This is a genomic window from Actinomadura sp. 9N407 (assembly GCF_044326315.1).
In the GTDB taxonomy this organism is placed as follows: Bacteria; Actinomycetota; Actinomycetes; order Streptosporangiales; family Streptosporangiaceae; genus Spirillospora.
Map to the genome: position 1 here is coordinate 44,460 of NZ_JBIRAW010000040.1, position 11,853 is coordinate 56,312.

Annotated in this window: 12 protein-coding genes; 9 read left to right on the forward strand and 3 right to left on the reverse strand. The window is 73.1% G+C overall.

Annotated features, from left to right (window positions below; all coding sequences use genetic code 11):
- Nucleotides 1–82: 82 nt before the first annotated feature.
- From ACH34Q_RS40690 to ligD, 7 genes are all read left to right on the forward strand, one after another.
- Complete coding sequence (locus ACH34Q_RS40690; protein WP_395988538.1) at nt 83–3,022, forward strand: Na+/H+ antiporter subunit A; 2,940 nt, start codon at nt 83–85, stop codon at nt 3,020–3,022.
- Nucleotides 3,019–3,612 (forward strand): Na(+)/H(+) antiporter subunit C, encoded by a 594-nt coding sequence (locus ACH34Q_RS40695; RefSeq protein ID WP_395988539.1) that lies wholly within the window; start codon nt 3,019–3,021, stop codon nt 3,610–3,612. Before ACH34Q_RS40690 ends, ACH34Q_RS40695 begins: the two co-directional genes overlap by 4 nt.
- Complete coding sequence (locus ACH34Q_RS40700) at nt 3,609–5,162, forward strand: Na+/H+ antiporter subunit D (protein WP_395988540.1); 1,554 nt, start codon at nt 3,609–3,611, stop codon at nt 5,160–5,162. Before ACH34Q_RS40695 ends, ACH34Q_RS40700 begins: the two co-directional genes overlap by 4 nt.
- Complete coding sequence (locus ACH34Q_RS40705) at nt 5,159–5,716, forward strand: Na+/H+ antiporter subunit E (protein WP_395988541.1); 558 nt, start codon at nt 5,159–5,161, stop codon at nt 5,714–5,716. Before ACH34Q_RS40700 ends, ACH34Q_RS40705 begins: the two co-directional genes overlap by 4 nt.
- Nucleotides 5,713–5,982 (forward strand): monovalent cation/H+ antiporter complex subunit F, encoded by a 270-nt coding sequence (locus ACH34Q_RS40710; RefSeq protein ID WP_395988542.1) that lies wholly within the window; start codon nt 5,713–5,715, stop codon nt 5,980–5,982. The genes ACH34Q_RS40705 and ACH34Q_RS40710 overlap by 4 nt, the downstream gene beginning before the upstream one ends.
- Nucleotides 5,979–6,305 (forward strand): monovalent cation/H(+) antiporter subunit G, encoded by a 327-nt coding sequence (mnhG, locus tag ACH34Q_RS40715; RefSeq protein WP_395988543.1) that lies wholly within the window; start codon nt 5,979–5,981, stop codon nt 6,303–6,305. The genes ACH34Q_RS40710 and mnhG overlap by 4 nt, the downstream gene beginning before the upstream one ends.
- A gap of 84 nt (nt 6,306–6,389) precedes the next feature.
- A complete protein-coding gene (gene ligD / locus ACH34Q_RS40720) occupies nt 6,390–7,340 on the forward strand; it encodes a non-homologous end-joining DNA ligase (RefSeq protein ID WP_395988544.1) in 951 nt (316 codons plus the stop codon).
- Nucleotides 7,341–7,549: 209 nt separating this feature from the next.
- On the opposite strand, the gene ACH34Q_RS40725 is transcribed toward ligD, so the two are convergent.
- Nucleotides 7,550–8,575, reverse strand: coding sequence for a saccharopine dehydrogenase NADP-binding domain-containing protein (locus ACH34Q_RS40725; protein WP_395988545.1), 1,026 nt, complete (start codon nt 8,573–8,575; stop codon nt 7,550–7,552).
- Between the two features lie 74 nt (nt 8,576–8,649).
- Here ACH34Q_RS40725 and ACH34Q_RS40730 point away from each other — a divergent pair, with 74 nt between their 5' ends.
- Complete coding sequence (locus tag ACH34Q_RS40730; protein WP_395988546.1) at nt 8,650–9,537, forward strand: AraC family transcriptional regulator; 888 nt, start codon at nt 8,650–8,652, stop codon at nt 9,535–9,537.
- A 21-nt stretch (nt 9,538–9,558) separates the two neighbouring features.
- Here the strand turns inward: ACH34Q_RS40730 and ACH34Q_RS40735 are convergent, their stop codons facing one another.
- Nucleotides 9,559–10,482 (reverse strand): TIGR03621 family F420-dependent LLM class oxidoreductase, encoded by a 924-nt coding sequence (locus tag ACH34Q_RS40735; protein WP_395988547.1) that lies wholly within the window; start codon nt 10,480–10,482, stop codon nt 9,559–9,561.
- A gap of 106 nt (nt 10,483–10,588) precedes the next feature.
- On the opposite strand from ACH34Q_RS40735, the gene ACH34Q_RS40740 reads away from it, so the two are divergent.
- The gene (locus tag ACH34Q_RS40740) at nt 10,589–10,960 is read left to right on the forward strand and encodes a hypothetical protein (RefSeq protein WP_395988548.1); all 372 of its coding nucleotides are present in this window, start codon (nt 10,589–10,591) and stop codon (nt 10,958–10,960) included.
- A gap of 1 nt (nt 10,961) precedes the next feature.
- Here the strand turns inward: ACH34Q_RS40740 and ACH34Q_RS40745 are convergent, their stop codons facing one another.
- Nucleotides 10,962–11,669: a DUF2625 family protein gene (locus ACH34Q_RS40745; protein WP_395988549.1), complete on the reverse strand. Its 708-nt coding sequence runs from the start codon at nt 11,667–11,669 to the stop codon at nt 10,962–10,964.
- Between the last annotated feature and the right edge of the window lie 184 nt (nt 11,670–11,853).

Below are 11,853 nucleotides of genomic sequence, written 5' to 3' on the forward strand. Positions count from 1 at the left end.
CTCTTGGGGGGCGGGTGACGCCAACGCAACCCGGGCGCCATTAAAGTGACCGATAGTCACTGTCTAGTCACCCTGGGGCGCCATGCTGGTGTTGTTCGCCGCGCACTGCGTGGCCGCGGCACTGGCACCGCTCCTGGTGCGATGGTTCGGACGCAACGCGTTCCTGCTGCTCGCGCTGGTGCCCGCCGCGGCGGGCGTGTGGGCGCTGGTCCCCTGGCTGGAAGGCGGCGCGGCGCGCGCCGAGACGTACGCGTGGATCACCGGGCTCCATCTCGACCTGGCGTTCCGCGCCGATCCGCTGGCCTGGATGATGGTCATCATCGTCGGCGGCGTCGGCGCCCTGATCGTCGTCTACTGCGCCCGCTACTTCTCCGGTACCGAGCGGGGGCTGGGCGCGTTCGCCGGTGAGCTGATCGCGTTCGCCGCCGCGATGCTGGGCCTGGTCCTGGCCGACGACCTGATCCTGCTGTACGTGTTCTGGGAGCTGACCACGGTCTTCTCCTACCTGCTGATCGGGTACGACGCGGAGCGCGCGGCCTCCCGCCGGGCCGCGACCCAGGCCATCGTCATCACCACGTTCGGCGGGCTGGCGATGCTGGTCGGCCTGATCGTGCTCGGCCAGGCCGCCGGGACGTTCCGGCTGTCGGAGATCCTGCAGCGCCCCCCTGGGGGCACCGCCGTGTCGGTGGCGCTGGTGCTGATCCTGGCGGGCGCGCTGTCGAAGTCGGCGATCGTGCCGTTCGGGCTGTGGCTGCCCGCCGCGATGGCCGCGCCGACGCCGGTGAGCGCGTTCCTGCATGCCGCCGCGATGGTCAAGGCCGGGGTCTTCCTGGTGGCGCGGCTGGCACCCGCGTTCGCCGCCGTCCCGGTGTGGCGGCCCATCGTGCTGGTCCTCGGCACGGCCGCGATGGTCCTGGCCGGCTGGCGCGCGCTGCGCGAGCACGACCTGAAACTGCTGCTCGCCTACGGCACGGTCAGCCAGCTCGGCTTCATGACCGTGCTGCTGGGCGAGGGCGGGCGGGTCGCCGCGCTCGCCGGGTTCACGATCCTGCTCGCGCACGCGCTGTTCAAGGCGACCCTGTTCATGGTGGTCGGCATCATCGACCACGCCACCGGCACGCGCGACCTGCGGTCGCTGCGCGGGCTCGGGCGTTCGGCCCCCGTGCTGTGCGGGATCGCGGTCCTCGCGGCGGCGTCGATGGCGGGCATCCCGGCGACGCTGGGCTTCGCCGGCAAGGAGGCCGCGTACGAGGCCTTCCTCGGCGGACGGCCCGTGCTGCTCGCCCTGCTCGTTCTCGGATCGGCGTTCACCGCCGCCTACAGCCTGCGGTTCGTCTGGGGAGCCTTCGCCGGGCGCATCCGGAAGGACCAGGAGCGAACGCCCGTCGAACCACAGGGGCTGCTCTTCCTCCTGCCGCCCGCACTTCTGGCGGTGGGCGGCGTGGTCCTGGGGCTGCTGGCCTCGCCCATGCACGTACCGCTCGAACGGGAGGCCGCCCCGTACCAGGGCTCCGGCGACTACCACCTCGCCGCGTGGCACGGATTCGGCGGCGCGCTCCTGCTCACCGCCCTCACGCTGCTGATCGGCGTGGGGATGTTCCTGGCCGCCACGCCCCTCGCGCACCTGCACCGGCGGCTGACCCTGGCCGAGCCCGAGGCCGTCTACCGGCGCATCATGGGCCGGCTGAACGACGTCGCCTTCCAGGTGACCGGGACCGTCCAGGGCGGATCGCTGCCCGGTTACCTGCTGTCGATCCTGCTGACCGCCGTGCTGCTCACCGGCGCCGTCGTGATCAAGGAGAGCCCGTGGCCCACTCCGGTGCCGTGGCTGTGGTGGGACGGCATACCGCAGGTGATGGTCGCGGCGCTCACCGTGGCCGCCGCGATCGCCGCCGTACGGGCGGACTACCGGGCCCAGTCGGTGGTGCTCGCGGGCGCCTCCGGCTACGGGGTGTCGGTCCTGTTCGGCCTGCAGGGCGCCCCCGACCTGGCGCTCACCCAGCTGCTGATGGAGACCGTGAGCCTGGTGGTCTTCGTCCTGGTGCTGCGCGAACTGCCGAAGGACTTCTCCCGTACGTCGCGCCGCCGCCGCCGTCTGCACGTGGCCGTCGGAACGCTGACCGGCCTGCTGGCGGCGGGGCTCACGCTGCTGGCCGCGCAGGCGCGGCAGTCGCCGCCGATCTCGGGCCGGTACCCGGAGGCCGCCGAGGAGGCCGGCGGCTCCAACATCGTCGCCATGCTGCTGGTCGACATGCGGGCCTGGGACACGCTGGGGGAGAGCTCGGTGATCGCGCTCGCCGCGCTCGGCGTGACCAGCATGGTGTTCGCACGCCGGCAGCGCTTCCCGTGGCCGCGAGCGAGCGACGTGGCCTCGGGTACGGCGGTGTGGGCCGTACGGGACATGTCCCCGGCGGGCCGGGACGACGTCCGGGACGCCGACGCCGCCCAGGACGGCGAGAGCCGGGACGGGGACGAGGCCGGGGACGGGTTCCGCGAGCGGCACTGGCTGCCCGCGGCCGGGCTCACGCTCGCCGCCGAACGGCGCACGATCGTGATCGAGGTCGTCGCCCGGCTGGTCTTCCACACCGTGCTGCTGTACTCGCTGTACCTGCTGTTCACCGCGCACTCCGCGCCCGGCGGCGGGTTCGTGGGCGGGATCGTCGCCGGGCTGGCGCTGGCCATCCGCTACCTGGCGGGCGGCCCGTTCGAGCTGGCCGAGGCGGCGCCGGTCAAGGTCGGGCTGCTGCTGGGCGCCGGCATCGTCGTCACCTCGGTCACCGCGTTCCTCGGGCTGGTGTGGGGCGGCGCGGTCCTGGAGAGCGCCGCCCTGGACGCGCACCTGCCGCTGCTCGGCGACCTGCACATGACGACCTCGCTGCTGTTCGACATCGGCGTCTACCTCATCGTGCTGGGCCTGATCCTGGACATCCTGGGCGCGCTCGGCGCCGAGGTGGACCGGCAGGCCGACGAGGACGCCGGCGACGAGGCCCGCACGGGGCCGGGCGCGGGGGCGGCCGGATGACCGCGTCGGTCGCGCTGGCGCTGGCCGGCGGGCTGCTGATCGCGGCCGGGATCACGATGCTGCTGGAGCGCACGCTGAGCCGGCTGGTGGTCGGCGTGCTCGTGCTGGGCAACGGCGTGAACCTGCTGATCCTCACCGCGGGCGGCCCGGCCGGGCGCGCGCCCATCCGGTACGGCGGAGCGCCCGGCGTGCATCCGTCCCGCCCGATGAGCGATCCGCTGCCGCAGGCGATGATCCTCACCGCGATCGTGATCGCGCTCGCCTCGGCCGCGTTCGTGCTGTCGATCGCCTACCGGGCCGGCCGGCGGGGCGGCGACGACGAGGTCCGCGACGACATCGAGGACCGCCGGCTGGCGCGCGGCCGGCACGAGCTACGCGACCGGATCCGCGCGCAGCGCCGCGAGTTCCGCCGGCTGCGGCGGCTGCGGCGCACCGAGATCAGGCAGGGGCGGGCCGAGCTGCGCGAGCGGATCCGGGCCGAACGGGAGCGCCGCGCCGTGGACGACCCGGGCATGTTCGACGACGATCCGGACGGCGACGGCCCGCAGGCCACCGGCCGCAGCGGCGGCGGAGCGGGGGCAGGCCGGTGAACCAGGCCGTACCGCTCCCGGTCCTGCTGCCGCTGCTGGCGGCCGGTATCAAGATCATGCTCGGTCCCCGGCGGCCCGGCCTGCAGCGCGCGATCAGCGTGACGGTGCTGGCCGCCGTGCTCGGCATCGCGATCGCGCTGCTGGTCGCGGCCGACCGGTCGGGTCCGCTGGTCGCCCGGCTGGGCGGCTGGCCCGCGCCGATCGGCATCACGCTGGTCGCCGACCGGCTGTCGGCTCTGATGCTCGTGGTGTCCTCGGCGGTCACCCTCTGCGTGATGATCTACGCCATCGGGCAGGACATGGCCGAGCGCGGCCCGCTCACCCCGCTGTCGGTGTTCCACCCCACCTACCTGCTGCTCGCCGCCGGCGTCGCGGACGCGTTCCTGGCCAGCGACCTGTTCAACCTGTTCGTCGGCTTCGAGATCATGCTGATGGCCAGCTACGTCCTGATCACCATGGGCGGGACCGCCGCCCGGATCCGGGCCGGGACGATGTACATCATCGTGGCGCTGCTGTCGTCGTCGATGTTCCTCATCGCGATCGCCGTCCTGTACGCGGCCACCGGCACGGTCAACCTCGCCCATCTGGCCGGCCGGATCGCCGAGCTGCCGCACGGGATCGCGCTGGCGGCGCAGCTGATGCTGCTGACCGCGTTCGGCGTCAAGGCGGCGGTCTTCCCGCTGTCGATGTGGCTGCCCGACTCCTATCCCACCGCCCCCGCGCCCGTCACCGCCGTGTTCGCCGGCCTGCTCACCAAGATCGGCATCTACGGCGTGATCCGGGCCGAGACGCTGCTGTTCCCCGGCGGCGCGGTGCGCACCGTCCTGCTGGTGGCCGCGCTGCTGAGCATGCTGGTCGGGGTGCTGGGCGCGATGGTGCAGGTCGACCTCAAGCGGCTGCTGTCGTTCACCCTGGTCAGCCACATCGGTTACATGATCTTCGGGGTGGCGCTGGGCTCCGTCGCGGCGCTGTCGGCCACCGTCTTCTACGTCCTGCACCACATCACGATCCAGACCGCCCTGTTCCTGGTCAGCGGGCTGATCGAGCGGCGCGGCGGCAGCGCCTCGATGAACCGGCTCGGCGGCCTCGCCCGGACCGCGCCGCTGATCGGCGTCCTGTTCTTCGTCCCGGCGATGAACCTCGGCGGCATCCCGCCGATGTCGGGCTTCCTCGGCAAGCTGGGCCTGCTCGACGCGGGCGTACGGGACGGCGGCCCGCTGGCCCTGGTGCTGGTCGCGGCCGCCGTGGTGACCAGCCTGCTGACGCTGTACGCGCTGGTGAAGGTGTGGAACCAGGTCTTCTGGCGGGCTCCGGTCGTCCCGGAGCCGCAGGAGACCGACGAGGACGAGGAGTCGGACGAGGACGAGGAGGTCCAGCCCACGATCCGGCTGCCGGCCGCCATGGTCGGCGCCACCCTCGTGATGGTCGCGCTCAGCCTCGCCTACACCGTGGGCGGCGGCCCGCTCGTCGAGCTGACCGGCCGTACCGCCGCCGAACTGGCCGGGCCGCACGCGTACACCAGCGCCGTCGCGCCGGAAGGAGCGCCGTGAACGAGCTGCCGCGGACCACGATCCGGATCGGGCGCCGGGTCGTCCCGCTCCCGCTGATCGCCTGGCTCACCCTGATCTGGCTGCTGATGTGGGACCGCTTCTCGGTGGCCAACGCCGTGTCCGGGGCACTGCTCGGGCTGGCCGTGGTGATCATCTTCCCGCTGCCGCCGCTGGATCCGGGCCTGCGCCTGCACCCGGTCGGCCTGGTCCACTTCGCCGCCCGCTTCGGCGTGGACCTGCTGCGCAGCGCGGGCCCGCTGGCCTGGCAGGCGTTCGGGACCCCCGAGAGCGGCAACGCCAACTCGGTCATCGCGGTCCCGCTGCGCACCCGCTCGGACCTCATCCTCACCGTCATGTCGATCGCCCTGTCGGCCACCCCCGGCACCCTCGTCCTGGACGTACGGCGCCGGACCTCGACGCTCTACCTGCACATCCTCGGCGGCTCCAGCGACGAGGCCGTCGCCAAGGCGCGCGCGGACGTGCTCACCCTGGAGACCCGCGTCGTGCGCGCCTTCGGTACCCGCGCCGACCGCCGCGCCCTGGAGGGCCCGTGACCATCGTTATCGCCATCGCGTCCGGGGCCCTGGCCCTGGCCGCCGCGTTCAACCTGGTGCGCCTCGTGCGCGGCCCGTCCATGCTCGACCGCGCCGTCGCCCTCGACGTCATGGTGGCGATCACCATGGGCGGCCTCGCCGTCCAGGCCATCGCCACCGGCGACCCCTGGGTGCTGACCTCGCTGCTGGCGCTGTCGCTGGTCGGCTTCGTGGGCTCGGTGTCGATCGCGCGCTTCCTGGTGATCCGTGACAGGGAGGACCGATGACCGTCGTGATGGCGCTCTGCCTGCTGGCCGGCTCCGGCGCCACGCTGAGCGCCGCGCTCGGCATGCTCCGCCTGCCCGACCTGCTGACCCGCATGCACGCCGCGGTCAAACCGCAGGCCGTGGGCCTGATCCTGATCCTCGTCGCGGTCGCCATCAACTTCCCCGCCGCCTCGGTGATCACCACCATCCTGCTCGTGGCGCTGCTCCAGCTGGTCACCGTCCCCGTCGCCGCCCACATGGTCGGCCGCGCCGCGTACCGTACGGGACGCTTCCACCAGGAGCGGCTGCACGTCGACGAGCTGGCCGAAGACCTGGGCGACTAGGACGGGATCCGAAGCCGGCCGCTGAGCGAAGTCTTTTCGCGGCCATGGCCTTGACCTGGTCCTTTCGCCGGTACGCCCCAGGCCATGGGCTTACTGCCGACGTACCGGCCGATGCTCGCCGTCGCGGGCGAGCTGCCCGCGGGCCCCTGGGCCGCGGAGATGAAGTGGGACGGGATCCGCGCCGTCGCGTACCTGAACGAGGGACGCCTGCGCCTGCTGTCGCGCAACGACCGCGACATCACCCCCGCCTGGCCCGAGCTCGCCGGACTCGCCGGGGCGCTCGACCGCCCCACCGTCCTGGACGGCGAGATCGTCGGCTTCCGCGCCGGCCGCCCTTCGTTCGAGGCCCTCCAGCACCGCATGCACGTCCGCAGCCCGGCCAGGATCGAGGCCTTCGCCGCCGCGAACCCGGTCACCTACATCGTCTTCGACGTCCTGCACACCGGGAGGAAGCCGCAGATCGACCGCCCGTACGGCGAGCGCCGCGACCTCCTGCTCGATCTCGGCCTATCGGCCCCGCGCTGGGACACGCCGCCCAGCTACGAGGACCTCGCGTACGCGTTCACCGAATCGGGCCGGCTCGGCATGGAGGGCATCGTCGCCAAGCGCCTGGACTCGCGCTACCGCCCCGGCCGCCGCGACCGGTGCTGGACCAAGGTCAAGAACATCCGTACCCAGGAGGTCGTCGTCATCGGCTGGACCTCCGGCGCCGGCCGCCGCGCCGGAGGCATCGGCGCGCTCCTGCTCGCCGTGCACGCCCCGTCCGGGCCCCTGACGTTCGCCGGCCATGTCGGCACCGGGTTCACCGACACCATGCTCCGCGACCTGTCCGAGAAGCTGACGCCGCTGGAACGCGACGTCCCGCCGGCCCCCGTACCCGCCCCCGACGCCCGCAACGCCCACTGGGTCGAACCCAAGCTCGTCGGCGAGGTCGCCTACGCCGAATGGACCGGCGACGGCCGTCTCCGCCACCCCACCTGGCGAGGCATCCGCCCGGACAAGTCCCCCGGCGACGTCCACCCCGAAGAGGCCTGACACGGCGATTCACGTCCAGGCGCGGTCGCGGAAGTGCCGGCCGAGCGTCCGGCCGTGCGGCGCCGCTCCTGCCCGGCCGCGAACCGGCCCGGGTCGGCGTCATAATCCCCGGGCAGCGCATTCCCCATGTCGGCCATGATGAACGGAACGCTACGCGATTCCGCCCCCCGCAGGCGCGAGTGCCGGCCACCGGCCCGCGGTGCCACCGGTCAAGCCGGCCGGCCGACCTTCCAGGTGATCCCGTACGGGGCGAGGGCGTCCAGGAACGCGGCGGGCCGGAGGACCTCGGCCGGGGCCCGTACGCCGGGAGGGCCGGACAGGCGGAGGGTGCCCTCGGCGGCCATTACGGCGGTGGTGCCGTACGTGTCGGGGCCCTCCGCCCAGGCGCCGGCGCGGTGGCCGTCCGGGGTGGTGGCCTGCACGACGATCGTCCAGCGCTCCCCGCGGCGGGTATCGCCGTCGGGGCCTTCCGGCTGGGCGGCGATGGTCTCCTCCGGGATGGCGTCGGAGAACAGCGCGGCCAGTTCGGCCTCCACGAAACCCTGGACGTGGGCCACCTCCAGGTGGTGAGGGATGGTGACGACCTCGTTCAGCGCGAACCTGACCGCCGGTACGGGGGAGTCCCCCGGGAACGTGAGCGAGGACAGGCGTGGCTGGACGTCGGCGCGCCATTCGCCGTCCTCGTAGGCCAGGCCGCCGGACTTGAGGACGTCCACGGTGCCGAAGAGCGAGCGCATCGAGCCGCGGGACATTCCCCCGCCGCCGCTCACCCGGTGCCCGGCCAGGACCTCGTGGAGGGGACCGCCGCCGAGGTGCTCGGACAGCAGCCGGGCGAGGAGGTCGCCGGGGACGCCGCCGTCGGTCATGGCGGGGGTGACGATGACCCCGGCGCGTTCGGCGTCCGCCGAGACCGTGTCGTAGATCCGCTTCACATGGAGCTGCTCGCCGGAGGTGTCGGTGTAGTGGCACCCGGCGGCGATGGCGGCACGGGCGACGGCCGTACCCGAGGGGGTGAACGGGCCCGCGCAATTGATCACCGCGTCGGCCCCGCGGAAGGCGGCGACGAGGGCGTCGTGGTCGGTGAGGGCGGCGACGCGGGTCTCCCGGCCGCCGGCGTCGGCGGCGAGGCGCCGTGCGTCGCGGCCCGCGAGGACGATCTCCGTGTCGTGCCGGGCCAGCTGGGCGAGGACGAGCCGGCCCTGGTAGCCGTACGCTCCGTAGATGACGATCTTCATGTCCGTCAATCTAGGAGGGCATCATGAGATCGTGAATAATCCATTGTCTCGTTGGGATACGTGATCGTCTCTTCATGGACGTGCTCAGTGATGTCATCGCCTCCGTCCGCACCGGTCGGCCGCACTCGTCCCGCACCACCGAGCGGGCGCCCTGGGGCTCGTGGCTGCATGCCTCGTCGGGGGCCGGCTTCCATGTGATGCTCGCCGGGTCGGGCTGGCTCGTCCCGCAGGAAGGGGCGCCGGTGCCGCTGGGCGTCGGCGACGTGGTGTTCGCGGCGCGGGGGACCGCGCACGGCCTGACCGATGATCCCTCCAGGCCGCTGGAGTCGATCGTCGAGCTCGACACCCTCGAATCCAGCGTGGAGGACGCGCAGGCCTCGGCGGTCATGCTGTGCGGCGCCTACACGATGGACCGGGGCCGCTCGCATCCGCTGCTGGACGAGCTGCCCGAGATCATCCACCTGCCCGCCAGGCTCGGCCGCCGCGCGCCGCTGCGGGCCGCGATCGACCTGCTCGCCGCCGAGATGGAACGTCCCGGCCCCGGCACCGACGCGGTCGTACCGGCCCTGCTGGACACGCTGCTGCTGTTCATCCTGCGCGCCTGGTACGAGGAGCGTCCCGAGACCGGATGGGCCGGAGCGCTGGGCGATCCCGGGATCAGCGCGGCGCTGCGCGCCGTCCACGACGACCCGGCGCGGCCCTGGACGGTCGAGGAACTGGGCACGGTGGCGGGGCTTTCGCGGGCGGCGTTCGCGCGCCGGTTCACCGGGCTGGTCGGGCGGCCCCCGCTCGGCTACCTCACCTGGTGGCGCCTGACGACGGCCGCCGGGCTCCTGGCCGGCGGGGACGCGCCACTGGCGGCGATCGCCCAGCGGGTCGGGTACGGGTCGGAGTACGCCTTCGCCAACGCGTTCAAGCGCGAATACGGCATCGCCCCGGGCCGCTACCGTTCGAGCCGATGAGTTCCCTCGAGAGCGGATCGGCTAGGTCAGCAGGCCGATGACGGGGGCGAAGGCCTCCAGGTCGCGGTCGGAGACGAGGTAGTAGCTGAAGCCGTACCGGTCGCGGCGCTCGGCCATCTGCCCGGCGATGTGCTCGGGCGGCCCGACGAACTGCGACGGCATGTCCGGCACGAGATCGGCGTCCCAGCCGCGGCGGCGGGCGATCCGCGCGGCGCAGTCATCGGGATCCGGTCCGAACGCGGGGTTCACCAGCATGCTCAGCTCGACGTCGCGTCCCGGCTCCCGTACGTGGGCGACCTTCCGGGCGATCGTCTCCGGCAGCCGCTCGGTGATCTCGTCGGAGATCGTTCCGCCGGGCAGCGCGCGCGGCAGGACGCCCGCGATGTCGGCGTACCGGCCCGCGAGCCGGAGCATCCGCGGGCTGCCCGCGCCGACGAGCAGGGGCGGCGGTGCCTGGACCGGCCGTGGGAACACCGTCAGGCCGCCGACCTGGTAGTGCTCGCCGGCGAACGTGGTCGCCTCGCCGCGCAGGAGGCTCGTGACGATCTGGAGCGCCTCCTCCAGGCGCCCCACCCGTACACCCGCCGGTTCGAACGGCATCCCGGCCGCCTCGTACTCCTCGCGCGCCCAGCCCGCGCCGATGCCCAGCTCGAACCGCCCGCCCGACAGGTGATCGAGGGTGGCGGCCTCCTTGGCGAGCATGACCGGGTGCCGGTAGTCGTTGCCCAGGACCAGCGTCCCGACGCGCAGCGTGCGGGTGGCGCAGGCGGCGGCGGTGAGGGCGGGCATCGGGGCGAGCTGGTCGCCGAACGGCTCGGCCACGAAGTGGTCCCGCAGCGTCAGCGTCGCGTACCCGAGTTCCTCGGCCCGCAGCGCCAGGGCGGTCAGCTCCGAGGCCGTACGGACCGACTCGCCGACGACGCCGAATCGGAAGCGCTTGCTCATGGGCCCCAGCCTGCCCGCCGGCGCGCGTGCCACGCTGGCGGGAATCCGACATGAGGGTTCGTCAGGGCGACTTGACGTCAGGTGGTCCTGACGCAAGGATGGGGGCATGTCACCCGATGAGCTGGACACCGCGCTGACGCTGCGGACCGCCGTGGCCAGGTTCGAGGAGCTGCGCGAGCACGACGCGTTCGCCGACCGGCCGCTCGGCAAGGCCGAGGCCCTCGAGCTGATCACCCTGGGTGAGGTCATCGCCCACAAGGCGCGCTACGGCCGCCAGCTCTCGGTACGCACCGCGCGCGAGGCCGGGGCCTCCTGGTCGCAGATCGGCCGGGCCATGGGCACGAGCAAGCAGACCGCCTGGGAGACCCACAACCGCTGGATCGAGCAGCAGGCCGAGCAGCGCCGCAACGAGGGCCACTGGGGCCTGGAGGCGCACGAAGTGGCGCGCGAACGGAAGCTCGCGGGCGAGGCGCCCTGACTCAGGCGTTTCGCAGGTCCTCGTACATGCCGAACAGCTCGCCGACCGGGACGGGCCTGCGGTCGGCGGCGGCGATCTCCTCGGCGCCCTTCAGCGTGGGGAGCGGCGGGTAGAAGCTCATGCCCTCGTCGTGGCGGAGGCCGGCGATGTCGTCCTCCCAGCCCGGCCACTGCAGCGTCCAGTAGAAGTCGGAGAGGTTGCCGAGGATGAGGAAGCGCAGCCACATGCTGTGCCCGAAGACGCGCTGCGGGGTCTTGAGGAGCTTCCACTCCAGGCTCTCGGGCTCGAAGTAGCACACCTGCCCCGGCTCGCCCGGACGGCCGTCGGCGGCCGGATCGGAGCCGTTGACCTCGAACCGCCCGCCCAGCACGTCGTACCCGACCAGCAGCGGGGGAGCGGGCCCGCCGCGTACGGCGAGCGCGGGATTGGCCTCGGCGAGGCTCGGCAGCCCGCGTTCGGGGAAGCCGCCGCCCAGCACCCGCACCCATCCGTTCGCGACCAGGGCGCCGCCGGTGTGCAGGGCGAGCGCTCCCAGGTACGAGCCGGCGCTGACCTGGATCCCGCGCAGGGCCTCCTCGCCGGCCTCCGGCCCGATGGGCAGGATCTCGGCGGTCTGGTGGCCGTCGGTGCGGCCGAGCAGCTCGCGCAGCTCCGGCCAGGCGGGATCGGCGACGTCCTTGAGCTCGGCGGCCGAGCGGAGATCACTCACAGGTCGTACGTCCTCCCATCGGGGCCGGGATGGCGTGCAGCCATTCCGGCGATCTTGTCAGATGCCCGGCATGGGCGTGGAACGTCCTCGATGTCCGGGCGCGTCGCCCCTTGACGCGCGCACCGGTTTCAGGATTGGTTAGGTATGCCTTACTTAGGTCTGCCTAACTTTCTGCCCCACCTGC

What these genes read in the sequence shown, in the direction of transcription:
- ACH34Q_RS40740 (WP_395988548.1), top strand. Translation starts at nt 10,589, where the DNA reads ATGTCACCCGATGAGCTGGACACCGCGCTGACGCTGCGGACCGCCGTG.
- ACH34Q_RS40695 (WP_395988539.1), top strand. Translation starts at nt 3,019, where the DNA reads ATGACCGCGTCGGTCGCGCTGGCGCTGGCCGGCGGGCTGCTGATCGCG.
- ligD (WP_395988544.1), top strand. Translation starts at nt 6,390, where the DNA reads ATGGGCTTACTGCCGACGTACCGGCCGATGCTCGCCGTCGCGGGCGAG.
- mnhG (WP_395988543.1), top strand. Translation starts at nt 5,979, where the DNA reads ATGACCGTCGTGATGGCGCTCTGCCTGCTGGCCGGCTCCGGCGCCACG.
- ACH34Q_RS40690 (WP_395988538.1), top strand. Translation starts at nt 83, where the DNA reads ATGCTGGTGTTGTTCGCCGCGCACTGCGTGGCCGCGGCACTGGCACCG.
- ACH34Q_RS40730 (WP_395988546.1), top strand. Translation starts at nt 8,650, where the DNA reads ATGGACGTGCTCAGTGATGTCATCGCCTCCGTCCGCACCGGTCGGCCG.
- ACH34Q_RS40725 (WP_395988545.1), bottom strand. Translation starts at nt 8,575, where the DNA reads ATGAAGATCGTCATCTACGGAGCGTACGGCTACCAGGGCCGGCTCGTC.
- ACH34Q_RS40735 (WP_395988547.1), bottom strand. Translation starts at nt 10,482, where the DNA reads ATGAGCAAGCGCTTCCGATTCGGCGTCGTCGGCGAGTCGGTCCGTACG.